The organism is Sporofaciens musculi (assembly GCF_009830285.1).
Taxonomy (GTDB): Bacteria; Bacillota; Clostridia; order Lachnospirales; family Lachnospiraceae; genus Sporofaciens; species Sporofaciens musculi.
On sequence record NZ_WUQX01000001.1, the window covers coordinates 4,148,398 to 4,164,671 of the forward strand.

General features: G+C 46.0%; 13 protein-coding genes and 1 pseudogene. 5 read left to right on the forward strand and 9 right to left on the reverse strand.

The features are described 5' to 3' along the window. Positions 1-8: 8 nt before the first annotated feature. The 6 genes from GN277_RS21130 to GN277_RS21155 form a co-directional block, all read right to left on the reverse strand. Positions 9-3,824: a hypothetical protein gene (locus GN277_RS21130; protein WP_159753336.1), complete on the reverse strand. Its 3,816-nt coding sequence runs from the start codon at positions 3,822-3,824 to the stop codon at positions 9-11. Then, a complete protein-coding gene (locus GN277_RS21135; protein WP_159753338.1) occupies positions 3,814-4,254 on the reverse strand; it encodes a phage tail protein in 441 nt (146 codons plus the stop codon). Before GN277_RS21135 ends, GN277_RS21130 begins: the two co-directional genes overlap by 11 nt. A gap of 33 nt (positions 4,255-4,287) precedes the next feature. Further along, positions 4,288-4,467 carry a DUF6760 family protein gene (locus GN277_RS21140; protein ID WP_204162865.1) on the reverse strand — a complete coding sequence of 60 codons (180 nt, stop codon included), beginning with the start codon at positions 4,465-4,467 and terminating at the stop codon, positions 4,288-4,290. A 2-nt stretch (positions 4,468-4,469) separates the two neighbouring features. Further along, a complete protein-coding gene (locus GN277_RS21145) occupies positions 4,470-4,838 on the reverse strand; it encodes a phage tail assembly protein (RefSeq protein ID WP_159753341.1) in 369 nt (122 codons plus the stop codon). A 101-nt stretch (positions 4,839-4,939) separates the two neighbouring features. Continuing rightward, complete coding sequence (locus tag GN277_RS21150; protein WP_159753344.1) at positions 4,940-5,365, reverse strand: phage tail protein; 426 nt, start codon at positions 5,363-5,365, stop codon at positions 4,940-4,942. A 44-nt stretch (positions 5,366-5,409) separates the two neighbouring features. After that, positions 5,410-7,146 carry a phage tail sheath family protein gene (locus GN277_RS21155; RefSeq protein ID WP_159753347.1) on the reverse strand — a complete coding sequence of 579 codons (1,737 nt, stop codon included), beginning with the start codon at positions 7,144-7,146 and terminating at the stop codon, positions 5,410-5,412. 270 nt (positions 7,147-7,416) lie between these two features. Between GN277_RS21155 and GN277_RS21160 the strand changes: the two genes are divergently transcribed. From GN277_RS21160 to GN277_RS21175, 4 genes are read left to right on the forward strand one after another with little or no spacing between them, the layout of a single operon-like run. Beyond that, complete coding sequence (locus GN277_RS21160; protein WP_159753350.1) at positions 7,417-9,300, forward strand: MalT transcriptional regulator family protein; 1,884 nt, start codon at positions 7,417-7,419, stop codon at positions 9,298-9,300. A gap of 40 nt (positions 9,301-9,340) precedes the next feature. Next, positions 9,341-10,150, forward strand: a complete 810-nt coding sequence (locus GN277_RS21165) for an AfsR/SARP family transcriptional regulator (RefSeq protein ID WP_159753353.1) — start codon at positions 9,341-9,343, stop codon at positions 10,148-10,150. Next, positions 10,143-12,059 carry an ATP-binding protein gene (locus GN277_RS21170; RefSeq protein WP_159753356.1) on the forward strand — a complete coding sequence of 639 codons (1,917 nt, stop codon included), beginning with the start codon at positions 10,143-10,145 and terminating at the stop codon, positions 12,057-12,059. Before GN277_RS21165 ends, GN277_RS21170 begins: the two co-directional genes overlap by 8 nt. Beyond that, the gene (locus tag GN277_RS21175) at positions 12,043-12,843 is read left to right on the forward strand and encodes a hypothetical protein (protein ID WP_159753358.1); all 801 of its coding nucleotides are present in this window, start codon (positions 12,043-12,045) and stop codon (positions 12,841-12,843) included. Before GN277_RS21170 ends, GN277_RS21175 begins: the two co-directional genes overlap by 17 nt. A 40-nt stretch (positions 12,844-12,883) precedes the next feature. Here GN277_RS21175 and GN277_RS21180 read toward each other — a convergent pair whose 3' ends face one another. Both GN277_RS21180 and GN277_RS21185 read right to left on the reverse strand, forming a co-directional pair. Further along, positions 12,884-13,474, reverse strand: a complete 591-nt coding sequence (locus tag GN277_RS21180; RefSeq protein WP_159753360.1) for a hypothetical protein — start codon at positions 13,472-13,474, stop codon at positions 12,884-12,886. After that, positions 13,464-13,946 (reverse strand): RNA polymerase sigma factor, encoded by a 483-nt coding sequence (locus GN277_RS21185; RefSeq protein ID WP_159753362.1) that lies wholly within the window; start codon positions 13,944-13,946, stop codon positions 13,464-13,466. The genes GN277_RS21180 and GN277_RS21185 overlap by 11 nt, the downstream gene beginning before the upstream one ends. Before the next feature lie 146 nt (positions 13,947-14,092). On the opposite strand from GN277_RS21185, the gene GN277_RS21190 reads away from it, so the two are divergent. Then, on the forward strand, positions 14,093-14,788 hold the full coding sequence (locus GN277_RS21190) for an L-2-amino-thiazoline-4-carboxylic acid hydrolase (protein WP_159753364.1): 696 nt from the start codon (positions 14,093-14,095) through the stop codon (positions 14,786-14,788). Positions 14,789-14,851: 63 nt separating this feature from the next. Here the strand turns inward: GN277_RS21190 and GN277_RS21195 are convergent. Beyond that, positions 14,852-16,093 (reverse strand): annotated as a pseudogene (locus GN277_RS21195) (ATP-binding protein). Positions 16,094-16,274: the final 181 nt, after the last annotated feature.

The window sequence follows — 16,274 nt, forward strand, 5'->3', positions numbered from 1 at the left end:
GTGGCGCGTTAGATTAATCCCCTGCGCAGCTTCTCTACGTGAAGCTCCTCGTAGAGCTGCCTCTTAACCTGGTCTGCCAAAGACCTCACATCCTGCCGCGCCTTTGCGGCCCCCTCAAGCCCCCTTAACTGCTTTTCTACTTCTGTGAGCTTTCTTCCAAGCTGCTCTTGGGCTGACTTGATCTGGGTATTCTCCTCCTGCAGACGCATCTCGGTTCTCTGGTGATCTTCTCTGGAGGTATCAGGGTTTTGAACGGTAAAGGCAAGCTCAGAGGCAGGATAACCTATCTGGAAAGCCCTTAGTTTTCTCTCTGGCAAAGCCTTGTCAGGCTCAGAAGCTTTATCCATAGAAGCAAACGCTTCAACCGGAATAACCATATCTGCCCCAGTGAGCTTTGTATTCAGAAGCTCTGTCTGACGACGTCCTGTCTCATATTGCCAAATACGCTGTGACAACTCCGGATATGTCAATACTGGCGGCTCCTGCTCCGTCCGTACTTGCTTCAAAACATCTGGATACGCCTTTTCCTCTCCGGCAGACAATTTTTTCTGGATACTTGTAATCTGTGTCAATTCTTCTACAAGAATTCTGTACTGCTCTTTATCCAGTCCATGAATATAACTGAGTAAATTCTGAACCTGAGGCTGCTTAAGCTGATCGCCCTTATGTAAAAGCCAACCGCTTCGCCCGGCATATCCATCCCTTACTTTTTTTATATCCTCACCCTCGTTGAGTTCAGATATTTTTTGCACTTCTGATGTCCCAGGTAATAAAGCCATGTGGTTGAGCTTATGTATCATCTGTTGAAGATAATCTCTGTCACTGTCCTTCTTACCTGTATATTCTAAATCTGCCGACTGAACGGAACCTGAAGCCTCATAAGCCTTCTTCCACTCCTGCCTATGCTCAGGCACGTCAGGCGCATCAAGCAATGCCTCTCCCCACTCCCCTGCCTTACTGCTCTGAATCTTTGTAACCTGTGATAATTCTTTTACCAGGACTCCATACTTCTCCTCGTCCAGAGTTTGGATATGATGAAGCAGATTCTGTATCATCGGCATTTCAATCTGACCTTCTGCATAGTCTAGCTGAACTAACTTCTCTGTATCTGATTCCAACGACAGCGTATGGTTAATCTGACTAATAAGCCGCCTTAGATTGCTCCGGTCTTTCGATATCTTTATCTGACGGAGGATTACCTCTGTCTGCGGTATCTCGTGATTTCTGTCCTCTGCTGATAACATGACTTCATTTATGCCGTCATTTAAGAAAATTCCGGACTCCTGGTTCTTGGCTTCTGATATCATTTCCTCATCCAACGAAGCGGCAGCCTTTGGATAAGACAATAGCGCCTTTCCCCATTCCCATAATCTTGACTTCTCCGCTATCTTAGTCCTGTTCATCTTTTCCGGCTCTTTTGCGGCCTCCTCCTTTCGTCCTCCGTCGTCGAAAGAAATCTTAGAAGCCTGGCCCATGACTCCTGATATGGGCACACCCTCCGAAGAACCTTGAGCTTTCGGATAAAATAAAAGCGTCTCTCCCCATTCCCACAACTTCTGATAAAAGTCCTTCTGCTCCGGCCCTCCTACTGCTTCCTCTCTCAAACCATCGCTATGAGACAACATACTCTGAACCTTTATAACCTGTGATAATTTTCTAACCAAAACCCCATACTGTTTTTCGTCCAGAGTTTGGATATAGCGAAGCAGATTTTGAACCGTCGGCGTTTCGGCCTGACCTTCTGCATAGTCTAGCTGAGATATCTCCTCTATATCCGCTTCCACCGACAGCACATGGGTGATTTGATTGATCAACTGTCTAAGATTATTCCGGTCTTTGGATATCTCTATCTGGCGGCGTATTATATCGTTCTGCGACCTCTCGTCTATTGTTGTCGTATCTAAAGATGCGGCGGTCTTTGGATAAAACAATAACGCCCCTGCCCATTCCCACAACCTCTGAGGCGACGCCTCGTCTCTCTTAGTCCTGTCCGGCAGGGATACCTCCTGGTTCTCTGACTCTGTCGCAGACTGCCCTGCTTCTTCATCCGTCCCCTCCGAAAAAGACAGCGTCCGCTGAAGACGCATAACTTCAGAAAGCTCCTCTTCCCTGTCTCTTTGCTCCTCACCTTGAAGCCCCTGAGATATAGAGAACTCTCTCAGCGCATCAATAATGTATATTATTTTCTCCTCAGATATGGGTTCTTTTTTTTCATCCAAAAATGCCATATCCACATCCATCAAGGCTTCTCCCCACTCCCACAATTCTTGAACGGACACATCCTCAAGCCTTGTAGTTTCAGGCAAGAACCGCCCCTTTACAGTTTCCGGTTCTGCAGCCTGTAAAGACGTACCAACCTGATACCAGATATGGATAACGTCGGCCAGATTTCTGATGAATTCTGTCCGCTTATCTTCACTGAGCTCAAAGAGCTGCTCTAACATCTCACGGCTTCTTTGCTCCTTCAGGGGATCTTGCAAATCATTCTCTCTCCATTCCACAGAAAATGCTTCCAGCCCCTGCCCCTTCATCTCCATCTGCCGATTAATTTCCTTAAACAACAAATCCAATTTATCATTCTGCTGTTCTGGGAATGAATTTAGAAGCTTAATAAACATTCTGCCATATTCACAGATATTTTTAAGCTCCTCCTGGCTCATTTCTCCCTGACGCTGCTTCCGATACCTTTCTTCCACAAGCCATATTATGTCCTCCTGGCTTTGTGGTACAGCTCTCACTGAATCAAGCGACTTATAACGCTGCCTCTTATCCTTCTGTGAAACAACATCTTCTAAATTAAGAGCCTCCTGATACAACTCTCGGTACGTCTCAAACGCCAAAACCTCCCGCCGTTTTATCCTCTCCTTCTGATCAAAAAGCCGACGCTGTACATCCTCCATCATCTGCATAATATCGGATAAGCGATACGTCTTTTCTTCCGAAAGCTTCTCCATATCATCCGGCATCCGATAGAAGTTTTCATTGTTTATAAAAGAAGCCTGTTCAAAGAACCCTCTGACAACCTCACGCTCATACCGCTTTTGAACCTCTGAAAATTTCTCTCTGAAAATACTGTCTGCCTGCCCATCTCCAAAGTCTACGACAAGACTGCCCTCCTGCTGTGCCAGTCCTTCCATCTGTAACCATAAGCGGCGGATTTCCTCCTCCCCCATTACGTCTATATATTGAAGCATGAACTCCTTAGACTCTGCCATATTGTCAAGCTTTTTGGCCAAAAGCCCATATTCCCTTTCTGTCATAGCAAGAAGCAATTCCTTCTCCAACGTCCGAGCCGTCTGCGCAGAATATTCTGTCAGAAAATTCTCCATATCAGAACAAAAAGCAGAACACAGCCGATATTCCTTCCACTGTCTCTCAATCGTCTGATTCTCTTTCTGCCAACTTTTAAAACGCCTGCCGTCCTCCTCCGCCTGTCTAAGTAAGGTTATGGTTCTGCTCACATTCCGATACAGCGTCAGGTTACAGCATCTCAACTGTGTGAGAAAACATTTTTCCAAACGCCGCAGATTATTTTCCATAGGCTTTTGCCCTGCTATCGTTTTCACAGGAGAACCTGAAAGCCCTGCCCGTATCATCCTATTGTGCAGCACAAGCTTGACCAGCAGTTGGACCCGACGAACCTGCCCCGTCTCCTGTCCGTCCTTTTCGCCCAGATAGATTAACTGGATGCGCTCATACTCCGCCGAAGCCGACGGGACATACTTGTCCCACAACTGTTGTAATAAATCCTGTCTGATATGCAGCCGTACTTTTCTTGAAAATGGTTCTCGAAGCCTTAACATTGCACTCACCTTATAATCCAATCTTATTGATTGTCTCCGTCAACCCATTGTGGGAAATCTCAATCTTTTTAATCAGCAGCCCACTGTTGGTCGCATCCAGAGTATCAATCTCCCACTTGGTCACGATTCCCCAATTTGCCTGATAAGTGGCAGTAGGAACCATACCCGAATCCGACATGACCATAATGATAATTCCCTTGGTAAGCTCATATCCCGCCGTCAGGGTAGTTCGGGTAAGCTCTCCGCTGGCAATCCCGTATTCCAGCACCAGTTTATCCATAGACTGTCTGGGCTTCGGCAAATAATGAACCCTGTCATTCACCCCGCCCTCCACCACAGTCTCGAACTCCATGGTGGCAGAGATATTCGACACTTTTGAGAAGCCCAGGGGCATACCGTTTAAAATTACCTTAAATTTTGTACTTTTCGCAAGATTATCCTGCATTGACATGTTATTTCACCACTCTATCTACCGCATCTTCGTTTAAATCTTAAAAATGTCATTCTTCGGCGGCTCACGGCTAATCTTCCTGTTGATTTCGGAAATCTCTTTGCACCAGCGAATTCGCTCGCTATGGGTGAGATTCATCACCTCGTCCCTGCTCCAATGCACATAATAGGCCACAAACGCCGCTTCCTCGTAGATTTTGTCCGCCGGATACAAATTTATAGTCCGGCTTCCATAAAATTTATCGGTACAGTAATCTCCTCCCCACAGTGGGGGCAAACGGTACGGTAGACGGGAACCTCCGCCTGATTTATGCGTTCATAAAGATCCTGAAGATATGCCAGATCCGGCGTATAAAGTCCTTCGATTACCTTTGTATCCACAGCCGGCATTGTCCCCAGGCTCGTGATTACACGGGAAAGAAGGATCACCACAAGATATCCGGGATTCTGCTGCACCCTTGGATCACGGAGAGGTATAATCTCGTCCGCCGCTGTCGCCAGACGCATTTTTCCTTCCTTGTGGAGATTGCCGTCCCTGTCCATATAACCCTTAGGCAGTACAAAAGAAAATTCTGTTTCAAACATCCGTCTTTTACCCTTACTTTCCGGCCCTGCCTGCGGTACAACCTATGCCGCAGGCAAAGCCATGTTACTTTAACATTAACAATTCTGATTCTGCTTTATCTCTATGAAACTCTCGTCATTCCCTCGTGGGCAATCTCAAGAGTCTCAATGGCAACCTCTGAAGCAGTCGCATTGAAATCCGGCGCCGTATACTTCGCCGGCCATGCATTGATTACCTGCCAGGAGGCAGTCGCAGTCTCCGTCTCATCCAGAATCGTAATGGTAATCGTCTTGCGCTCTACCTCGCCTTCCACGCCTGCGATCATCCACTCATACATCACCATGGAATCCGCAACGCCCTGCTTCAACGTAATATTTCCATACTTTTTAAGGCCAGGGAGTTTCATAGGCGTCTGCACCATGTCGCCCTCACGGTACTCGATTACGTCAATCGACGCGTCGAAGCCGGATGCCTCAGAGAAGCCTCCTGCCTCCAGGCCGTCAATTTCTACCTTATATCTAAACTTTCCATATGGAGTACTTGCCATCTCCTCACTACACTCCTTTCTGACTAATTATTTTTAGATCGCGTTTACATAGAATCGCCCGTCTTCTGTGAAATCCTGAAGATTACAAATTCAGCCGGTTTAACCGGTGCAATACCAATCACGCAGATTAGTCTTCCATTATCAATATCATCCTGGCTCATGGTATTTCTGCCGCAGTTGACGAAAAATGCCTCTGACGGCGCCGAGCCTGCCAGCGCGCCTGACCTCCAAAGTCCTGTCAAAAATACGTCTATCGTCCGTTTCACACGTACCCACAGAACCTCGTCGTTGGGCTCAAACACAGCCCAGTTGGTGTTCGCCTTGATGCTCTCCTCAATGAAGATAAACAGACGGCGGACGTTGATATACTTCCAGCTTGGGTCGCTGCTGGCCGTACGCGCCCCCCAGACACGGATTCCCTGTCCTGGGAATGAACGGATTAAGTTTACTCCCTTCGGGTTTAAGATGTCCTGCTCGCCCTTGTTAAACTGACAGTCCAGACCAACGCAGGCCCGCACCGTCTCATTTGCCGGCGCCTTATGTACGCCTCTGGAATTGTCGCTTCGCGCGTAGATTCCAATCACAGAGCCGGACGGCGGAATCGCCATGTTCTTCTTATCCAGCGGGTCGAAAACCTCAAGCCACGGATGGTACATAGCGGCATAGTTGCTGTCAACAATCTCCCTGTGGCCGATGATGTCGTCCATCTTCTTTGCGTTTCTCGGCATATCAAGAACCGCAAACCGACTGGCCAGGTTCTCACAGTGGGCAACCAGCATCAACTGCACATTGGGGTCTACCACGCCCGGAACCGCCATGATGGATACCGTATCATTATCCAGAAATGACTGGATACCGGTACGTTTGCCCGCGCCCTTATCCACACCGATAAAATCTGCCGCGCTGATATTGGACACAGAGCCGTTACTGCCGCCCTTTAATGGGATAACGCAGAACGCCTTCTCCGGATCCTCTCCGGCAATCTCATCAAACGGAGACATTACCTCAGCCTTCCTGCTGCCGATATAATTAACAATAATCAGGTCTGACTTTGCAGTCTTCTTCTCAACGTAGTTGGGTATGTTCACGTTAAAGGACAGGTTCTCGTAGAACTCTACAATGTCGTCGTACTTCACCTCCAGATTAAACTCACAGGTAGAAATCACCTTGGTTGGAAGCAGGTTCTTGTCCACAACATCCTGTTCAAATTCCTTCTCAAATACAATGATATTGTCCTGACTCTTTACGACACGGTTGTATACTACGTTTGTCATGTCCTTATATACAACCACGTCCCCCTCATTGAAGCCCACAGAGCTTTTTACCGAATACTGCTTGCCGTCTGCCGTCTCAAGTTCTTCTAAGATCTGTGTCTTCGCCTTGCTCGCAGGCGTTACGACAACGCTCATGCTGTTGCCCCACATTCCCGGATTCTTCGCCCGCACCCGAAGAACCGACTCCATTGCCGGAGTCTTTGCATGCGCCGGTCTTGCGTCGCTGGGAGCCACACGGGATATGAAACAGCGGGAGCCGCCGTTTACAAAGAAATGCTCTACGGCATAAGCCAGAAACCGATATTCCCCATACTCATTTTCAGAAAGATACCCGCCAAACTTCCTCTTAAAATCTGCAAAATTGGTTACAAGCTGCGGAACCCCTTCCGCCGGCCCTCTCTCCGCTAGTCCGATGAATCCGGCTGTACTTGTACCAACGCCTTCCATCGGTTTTCCGCCCGAATCAAATTCCTCTACATATACGCCTGGTGATAAATATTCAGCCATAATCTCCCAACATTAGCCGCATTTTATACTGCTAATGCCGGCTACCTCCTTTCCTGGTTAAAAACTTCACTTCTCTATGCAAGTATAAAACAGGACACTAAACAAACTTCTAAACAATTCGACAAATTATTATAAAAAATGCTATCAAGCTAAACCTGTCCCTCTGCACCGCAAATTTGGTGTAAAATCCTCATAATTGGTGTCTAAATCAGTATATATTTTTAAATAGTATATAATATTGGGCAAATTTTAAATAAGGACTGATCACAGATGAAGAATGAAAACAGCAAAATCCAAATACCAAACGTAGATAAAGGATATACGGAACGGACGGCAGACGCCCTTCTTTCATCTCTGCCGGAGAACATCATCCTCCTTAACGCAGGGGCGGGGTTTGGAAAAACGCAGGCTCTGGCAAACTACGTGCGGCGTTTCTCAGGGAAAAGCGCATGGTACAATATCAGTGATACAGACAATGATCTAATATCCTTTATTCAAAACTTTACGAAATCAGTCCAATACTCACTGGGCAATCCGGAAGAGGATTTTAACTTCTCCGTACCCCTTCTGGAAAATATTGATATTGTCATGGAGCAGCTCGTGGTATGGCTGGACGAAAGAATTGATTTCTTAAACATAATACTGGATGATTTTCAGGAGATTACGAATCCGGACATCTTCAATCTGATAGATATCTTAATCGAGACAATGGAACAGAAAATCCGCCTGTTTATCGTGGAAAAACGCTCTCTCCCCCCTTTTTTTGATAAATACACAAAAAACGGTCGCGCCGTGTGCATCGGAATGGAGGAGTTGAAATTCAAGCAGGAGGAAATCGCAGGGATGCTTGGGGATATAGGTGAAGACGCCGGACAATGTGCAAAATTAATCTATGACTGTACCGAAGGATGGCCTGTGGGAATCGCACAGATCATGCTGCAGTTGAAACAGAGAAAAAAAGGGTCTGTCGTAGAAATCCTGAAAGAAATCTGTGACAAGCTGGAGGTCTCCGACTATTTTATGACGCGGGTATATAAAATGCTGCCCTTCGATATCCAGACTTTTTTGAAGAAAACGGCTGTGCTGGACTATATGACTCCCCCTATCTGCAACAAGGTGACAGCGATTTATAATTCAGAAAGTATGCTTCGCTATCTTGTCAGTGAAAAACTGTTTGTCCAAACACTGGGGGAGGGAAGCAGCCTGTACCGCTACCACTCTATTTTTCAGAGATTCCTGCTGTCCCAGGCGACTGTTGAAGAACAGCAGGAGGCCCTTCGGTCTGCCGCTTATTTTCTTTTAAAGACCAACGACAAGATTCAGGCGGCGGAGTACGCCTGCCGTGGAAATGCGTCTGACATTGTCCAGGCAGTCATCGAGGTCTCCGGAGATTCCATGCTGGAGGAACGGCTTTACGGAACTCTTGAAAGGTGGTTTTCTCTGCTGGAGGCAAACCGCTGCGAGCTGACGCCAAAGGCAAGGTTTATCTACGGGAAATACTTAATGACCCTTGGGCATGTTACAGAGGCAAACAAGCAGATCGCACAGGCAGGAAAAGATTTTTACGAAGCAAACCGGATACAGGATTATAAGAAAGTTCTGCTTTTTGCGGCAGCGGCCAAGCGAAGGGCAGGAGAACTTCTGCAGGCGGACGTATATCTGAAGCAGGCGAAGCAGGATGGAGAAATGGTCTGGAACGAGACTTTAGAGGCAATATTGACTGAGCAGGTCAAGATTAAGTGCTGCATGCACCAGCTTGAGGAGGCTCTCCTGCCGATTAATGAACAAATCAAAAAAGGGGTGCGTTTTCAAGAGGATACGTTTTTACATACCGCCTGGCAGGTACTTATAATACTGACCCAGACGCAGCCTTCAGCGCCTGCTTTAGAGCAAACTCCTAAGATTGAGTATATCCCCGATGGATTTCTTCTGCGCAACTGTATCCTTGCAGAGAACATGAAGTCAGCCTACCAGTCCGCCGATTACCAAACCGCAGAACGAAACGCACAGAAAATCATTCAAAACTCGGACTACGAGACATTACAGACTGCGGTTGCCTGGGAAATGCTTGCCGTCCTGTCCTGGGATGAAGGGAATTACCGCAAAGCATTCGAACAATCCCGCACAGGAAATACTTTTTTTACAGAAAAATAAGATAGGGCTTCTGGACCTCTCCTCCAAGCACAGGCAAATTTTGACGGAGATACATTCCATCCACAGGAATACTGTGGACTCCCGCCATCTTATTTCCCTAAAGGAGGATCGTCCAAACAAAAGTCAGAAAGAAACCGGAAAACTCCGAATACAATGTCTGGACGGATTCTGTGTATTCCTGCCTGACAAAGACGGTAAAGAGATGAAATGGCGCACCAAGAAGGCGCGGGAATTATTCGCATACCTGTTCCACCTTCAGGGAAACAGCGTTTCCCGCGAAGTCCTAATCGAGCTTTTATGGCCGGAATCCGGAATGAAAAGCGCTATTGCTTTGTTTCATACTACCCTTTACAGCATCCGTCAGTCATTTGTTCCGGAAGGGCTGGACGAATTGATTTCCTATGAAAACAAAAAATATTCTTTAAATATGCAGCTTGTAGCTTCTGACCTGACACAGTTAAATGCGTATATGAAAGATTTATCGGCGTGTGAGAATAACCCCGAACAGATCATAAAGCTTTATACTGGAAGTTATATGGGAAACAGCGGTTATCTGTGGTCCTACGGTATGGCAAAGGAGTTGGAAAATCAATATCTTACCATACTTCGCTCTGGCGCCGCCAAAAGAACCGCCCAGAACCGGCACGAAGCCGCAGTTGTGTTTTTCCAGAGAATCCTAGAGGCAGACCCTTATAATGAGGACATTGTAAGGCAGCTCATTATCAGTTTATATAAAAGCGGAAAACAGGCCGAGGCAAAGCAGCAGTACGACCGGATACAGAAGTTATACCAGGAAGACCTGGAGTTGGATTTCACCAGCAGTTTTCAGGAGATTGTGGCTCATGTTTGATTTGAAACCGGACAAATATTTATTATATATGAATTACCAGGAATTTCTGGAGGATTTGGTGAGATGGGGAGACGCATCACGTAAAAAGCAGGACGGATTTCACCCCTTGAAAGCATTTCAGAATTTACTTCAAAAAGCCGCCAAAAGCGCTGACCATGAAGTATTTTCTCCTTTTCTCTATCTGTCGCTTTCCGCGCGTTTGGAGAGGGAGGATATGATGCTGTTGGCAGCGGCGCTGTATACAGGACTATGCGGAGAGGATTTAAGTCCTGCCTTGTGGAACGCCTTCTGCGCAGAAGCAGAATGGTATTATCATTCCTCCTGCCTCTTGTACGAAAAGGAGTGGGATGAGAGAGGCATTCTCTCCCAAATTAGGATTTCTCCCCGTCTCTTTTCATTTTTGTGCGGAATCATACCAGACCTTCGGCATATTGCCGGCATGGACTGGTATCATTTGGCGGGGGCTGCGCTTCCCTTCCTTGGCTCAGGCATCCGTCTATATCCAAGGATTGAGAAATGCCTTCACAAAATTTCGGGCAAAAAACTGATATATATTAAGGGTCAAAAGGGCTGCGGAAGGAAGCTGAACTACGCTTATCTTGCCGCCCAGTCACACAGAAGCCTTGCCGTGATTCCCTACGAGACGCTTAAGACGGAAAATCAGCTTCGGGAAATGCGTCTGGAATGTCTGCTGCACCACGCAATGTACGTAATCGAACTGACAGATGAGTCAGAAGATCTGGCTCCCCTCCTTCACTGGCTTAAGGATGAGGAAACCATTTTCCTTCTGGGCGGACGTCGTGAAATCACTCTGCCCCATTCCCTTTTGCGGCAATATCTTCCTTTTTCCATCCATACAGAGGAGGTCCTTGGCGACAAGGCATTATTCGAGAACCTGACCCTTGCGTATCCCTGGGAATGTGAAAAAGACCGGACAGATTTCCTCGGCAGGTATAATTTTCTCCCTGGCAAAATGGAAGAAATACTGGCGCTTGCCAGCTCATATTCTCTCAGTGATGGAAATGGACGTATTACTGCGGATTATCTGCGGCAAGCCGTTCTGCACGTTTCTTCTCACTCTTTGGATAAATATGCAAAAAAAATCAAGGGCGTTTATCGATTTCAGGATTTGATTCTCCCTAAACTACAAAAACAGCGCCTTTCCCACATCGTCAGTCGGGTTCGCAACCGGAAGCTCGTCTATGAAGAATGGGGGTTCCTTAAAAAATCAGCCTACGGCAACGGTATATCTATGATCTTCGCCGGACCGCCTGGCACGGGAAAAACCATGGCGGCACAGGTTATGGCAGCCGAGCTTGGAATGGAGCTCTACCGCGTAGAGCTGCCCTCCGTGGTGGACAAATACATTGGCGAAACGGAAAAGAAGCTGAACCGTATCTTTGGGGAGGCAGAGAAAAGCATGGCGATCCTCTTTTTTGACGAGGCGGATGTTCTATTTTCCAAACGAACCGAAATCAAGGAATCCAACGACAAATACAGCAATATGGAGATTGCGTTTCTGCTTCAGAAAATGGAGGAATATGAGGGTATCAGCATCCTTGCCACTAACTACCTGCAGAATTTTGACAGCGCATTTAGGCGGCGCATCAGCGATATTATAGATTTCCCGCTGCCTGACGCTGATTTGCGCAGGCAGATGTGGCAGTCTATGATTCCGTCTAAAATGCCAGTGTCAGAGGATATTGATTTTGATTTTCTCGCAGAGCAGTTTGATGTGTCGGGCAGTATGATTAAGAATTCTCTTATCTATGCCAGTTTTCTTGCCGCAGAAGAAAAAGAACCGCTGCTTACCATGGAACGGATACTGAAAGGAGTCAGCCACGAGCTGGAAAAAAGCGGTAAAAAACTCAGCCGTGACGAGTATGGAGAATATGGGCATTTATTTTAAAGACGAACAGAAGAAGGAACGATGGGAATCCGGACAGGCGATTCTGCACAGGGAGACTTGTAAAGACATAGGAAACGACAAGGACGGCAAGGTCTATGAAGTTAAAAATTCTTTTGGGAAACTGGATTATGTGAAGAAGGACGGAAAACGGGGACTTGATAAGGAGGGGATGACACTGGAGGCTTTTGAGGCTCCTGGTACTCCCGTGCATACAGAGAAGGAAAAACATCTGGACCCATCGACCATGAAAAAGGTTAATAACAACGACCGGAGAAAGCTATATACGTCCGAGGTCCCATTTCACAATCAGGCATTTTTCTACGAGATGTCCGGACCCAAAAAGAGCGCTGTATTTCTCAAAAACATGAAAATGCTTATCCACAAGCAGGGACATCAGACATTACAGGATGCCTTTGGTTTTCTGGACCAGGAGGCTGAACGCTCTGAGCTGAAGCGGATGAAGGAATGTCAGAATGAACTTCTGCCGGAGGAGTTCGACCGAGAAAATAAGAGGATGGATGCTTTAAATAGCCGCCTGCTTAGGAAAGAGGCGAAAGAGAGGCAACTGTGCAATGAACTGCAGGTCATGTTGGATATGCGTACCAGAGAAGACGCGATGGATGAAAAAATCCGTCAGACCCAGGACGAAGCAGAAAAGCAGCGTGATGATAACTTCTTGCGAAGAAGGCTTCAAACGGAGGGATCGCCCTTAGGGAGTCAGGAAACAGAAGATACGGAAGATGATGCGGGGGACGAAAGGGGTGTCGAATATGACAACGTCTGATTATTAGGGCTGTCCGTTTTTCCATAGACAGCCCCTTGATTTAGTTAAAGGAAGCCGGACTCTGATACTTATGCGGGCTGGAGCACCATCCATCCTTGTACTTAATCGTCATATATAGCGTTTTGTCGCCATTTGAAACCTCCACATAGCATACCCCGTCTTCAAACCGATCGGTAATCTCAATCTTCTGATCATAATAATATACCCAGACCTTACCGTCGTCCTCGTAGACCACCTCAGGATCATTCAGGCTCTCCAATACCTCATCTTCCGTCAATGGCCGTTCGCTTCCGTCTCTTTCATACGCAATCCCGCCGCCTCCGCGTTCCCCCATAGTACCGTCCTCCAACGGATACGATATCACATAATTTCCGTCGGAATCAAATTCAAATGTCGCATTCGTCATCTCCCCGTTAAGCCAGAACTGAATTGTCCTCTGAATCCCTCCAACATCCGTCGCATACGCCATTCCTCCCGCGCATACCATCAGCAGACAAACCGTCACAAATGCCGCAGCCGTCTTAAAGCTTGCTTTTCTACTCATAATAGCCATCCTTTCCACCTCCAGGCAAATGTCTTCGGAGGGATGTAACACCGAAAACGCCTGTTTATATTTTTCTTTATTCGTCATCGTTCCATTCCTCCTGTAATCGTTCTTTGAGCAGCGAACGTCCCCGTGACAGCCTGGCCTTGACATTGCTTTGAGATATCTTCAAAATATCCGCAATCTCATTTACATTATAATCCTCATAATAAAACAGATGAATCACAATACGGTATTTCTCCGGCAGCTTCATAACTGTCTCGAACAATTCCTCCGATTCCGAAGTTTCAAATACCAACGTCTCCATGTAATCCTCTAGGGACTTTTTATTCCTTCTCCAGAATGTACGGTTCATATTCTTTGCTCTGTTAATCGCCACTCTAAAAAGCCATGCACGTATGTGCTGCTCGCTGTCAAAATCCTTTTTTAATGAGTAATATTGAATGAAGGTATCCTGAACCACATCCTTTGCATCCTCTGCGTTTTTGCAGACATTAAACGCAGCCGCATAGAGATTATTCTGATAGTCTCCAAACAACTCTTGAACCGGTCGTCTCATGAGCTCTCCTTTTATTATTGGGTAAAGTTATTTGAAAAGCCTTTCACTAATAGTACAACTCGGACAACAAAAAGGTTACAAAAATATAGAAATACTTGAAAAAAAATGCTACACTCTATATTATAAAGAAAAAGGAGACGATTTGAATGGGAAATGAATCTGTTTGCTGCAAAATAGAACACCACGCCGTACTTTTCGCATTTCTCGCAAAACGCGCCATTGAAGCATGCGGCGACGCAGGACGTAAGGCAATCCTTTCCGGCATGACCATTTACGGAAATGAACGGGGCAGGCGAATGGCCGCCAATGCCCTTGCCCACGGGGACGAGCTTACCACAATGACCAATCAGGCTTACGGTGAATGGAAGCCCGATTATGACGGACAGATGGAATTTGGACAGCTTCGGACAGAACCTACATTGCAGACCTACATATCCAGATGCGCCTGGTGCGACGCATGGAAAAAGCATGGATTGACCGAATACGGCAAACTCTACTGCGTCAATGTTGACAATGCTGTCTACCAGGGCTTTCGCTCTGACTTTGTCTGCACGCCCACAGCTACGGCCCTGAGTTGGGGCGGAGAACGCTGCGAGTTCGACTGGGGGTATCCCCTTACCCCTGAGGAAAATGCCATGCTTGCGGATAAAAAGAAAAAGCTTGGAGCCTCCTGCATGAAAGACTTTAATTTCCATACAGCACACCTGAAGTATACCATCAGTAAGACTCTGACAGAGACATTGGGTAAGGATGGAGAAAAAGCAGTAGAGCTGGCGCTTAAGGACTTTACGGATACTTTTGGCTCAGAATATCTGGATGCACTGACAGGCATCTATCCATAAAAAGGTATCAATGCTAAGCATATTCTTTATGCCTGGGAATATGCTTAGCACAAAATTAGCAAATTATAATTCCAGGCTATTGGGGCTCAAAAGGAAATCCATAATCCCCATTACCACAATTCCTTCCTCATTTCGCCATAATTTAATTCTATCCTTAACCACAATGATTTTCTTGAAAGAATCACCAATATGCACCAATGAATTCTGCTCCTGATGCATTTTGCTGCTGTCCGGAATAGCAAAAGCAGATTGGATATAATATCTCTGATTGCCACGATTACAAACAAAATCAACCTCCAGCCTCTTGCGCACAACTTTACCATTCTCATTCCGTTCGGAATGCTCCACAACGCCAACGTCCACATTAAAGCCTCTAACCAGCAGTTCGTTATAAATAATGTTCTCCATAATATGGTTTTCTTCCTGCTGTCTGAAGTTAAGCTGGGCATTGCGCAGCCCCACATCAGTGAAATAATATTTAAAAGGGGAAGCAATATATTTTTTCCCTTTAATGTCATACCGCTCTGCTTTACTGATAATAAAAGCATCTAACAGATATCCGATATAAACTCCTATGGTTTTGTCGCTGACATTCATCCCATTACTGCCAAAAGTATTTGCCAGTTTAGTCGGATTGGTCAGGGAACCCACCGCCGATGCAAGGATATTTACCAATGCTGTCATACAATTATCTCCACGCAGTCTGTGACGATCTTCAATATCCTTTAAGTACAATTCTCTGCACAAGTCCATTAAATACTTTGACTTCAATTCATCTGTTTTTCTGCTGAGTATCAGCGGCAGTCCCCCATAGGTATAATAATCCATCCATGCATCATATTTATCTCCAGAATACGCTGAAACATATTCCGAAAAGCACAGCGGATAAACCCGAATTTCGTCTCCACGCCCTCGAAATTCCGTCAGTACATCAGTGGAAAGAAATTTTGAATTACTTCCTGTCACATAGATGTCCAGGTTCTCCCTTCTGTTCAAACCATTAAGTACCGACTCAAAGCCTTTGCACATCTGGACTTCATCCAGAAAGACATACCATCGTCAGTTATATGCTCTTTATATAACGACTCAACCTCCTGTTGTTATGCAATTCGCAGTAATCATCATCATCTAACGGAATCCTGATGATCCTGGATTCCTCTACGCCAGAGTCCAAAAGATACTGATAATATAACTTAAATAGCAGGTAAGACTTTCCGCATCTCCTAATACCAGTAACCACTTTGATCAAACTTCCCTGCGTTCAATCAGCCTTTTCAAATATAAATCCCGCTTAATCGTCTCCATCTTTCTCTCCTCGCTTCGGATTATTGTAAAATGTTGCTTTTTTCCGTAATTTTATTGTACTAAATCAAATAACTCACTTAATATATAATAATTAGTATACGCCGAATTTCAAGAAAAATATGTTTTTTCCGAAGTAATGTTCCATTGAAAAATTTCCATTCATTTTCGGAGTTTCAACTGT

Excerpts from the sequence above, each read along its gene's own strand:
- GN277_RS21135 (WP_159753338.1), bottom strand. The coding sequence starts at position 4,254 with ATGTCAATGCAGGATAATCTTGCGAAAAGTACAAAATTTAAGGTAATT.
- GN277_RS21145 (WP_159753341.1), bottom strand. The coding sequence starts at position 4,838 with ATGTTTGAAACAGAATTTTCTTTTGTACTGCCTAAGGGTTATATGGAC.
- GN277_RS21150 (WP_159753344.1), bottom strand. The coding sequence starts at position 5,365 with ATGGCAAGTACTCCATATGGAAAGTTTAGATATAAGGTAGAAATTGAC.
- GN277_RS21155 (WP_159753347.1), bottom strand. The coding sequence starts at position 7,146 with ATGGCTGAATATTTATCACCAGGCGTATATGTAGAGGAATTTGATTCG.
- GN277_RS21160 (WP_159753350.1), top strand. The coding sequence starts at position 7,417 with ATGAAGAATGAAAACAGCAAAATCCAAATACCAAACGTAGATAAAGGA.
- GN277_RS21170 (WP_159753356.1), top strand. The coding sequence starts at position 10,143 with ATGTTTGATTTGAAACCGGACAAATATTTATTATATATGAATTACCAG.
- GN277_RS21175 (WP_159753358.1), top strand. The coding sequence starts at position 12,043 with ATGGGCATTTATTTTAAAGACGAACAGAAGAAGGAACGATGGGAATCC.
- GN277_RS21180 (WP_159753360.1), bottom strand. The coding sequence starts at position 13,474 with ATGACGAATAAAGAAAAATATAAACAGGCGTTTTCGGTGTTACATCCC.
- GN277_RS21185 (WP_159753362.1), bottom strand. The coding sequence starts at position 13,946 with ATGAGACGACCGGTTCAAGAGTTGTTTGGAGACTATCAGAATAATCTC.
- GN277_RS21190 (WP_159753364.1), top strand. The coding sequence starts at position 14,093 with ATGGGAAATGAATCTGTTTGCTGCAAAATAGAACACCACGCCGTACTT.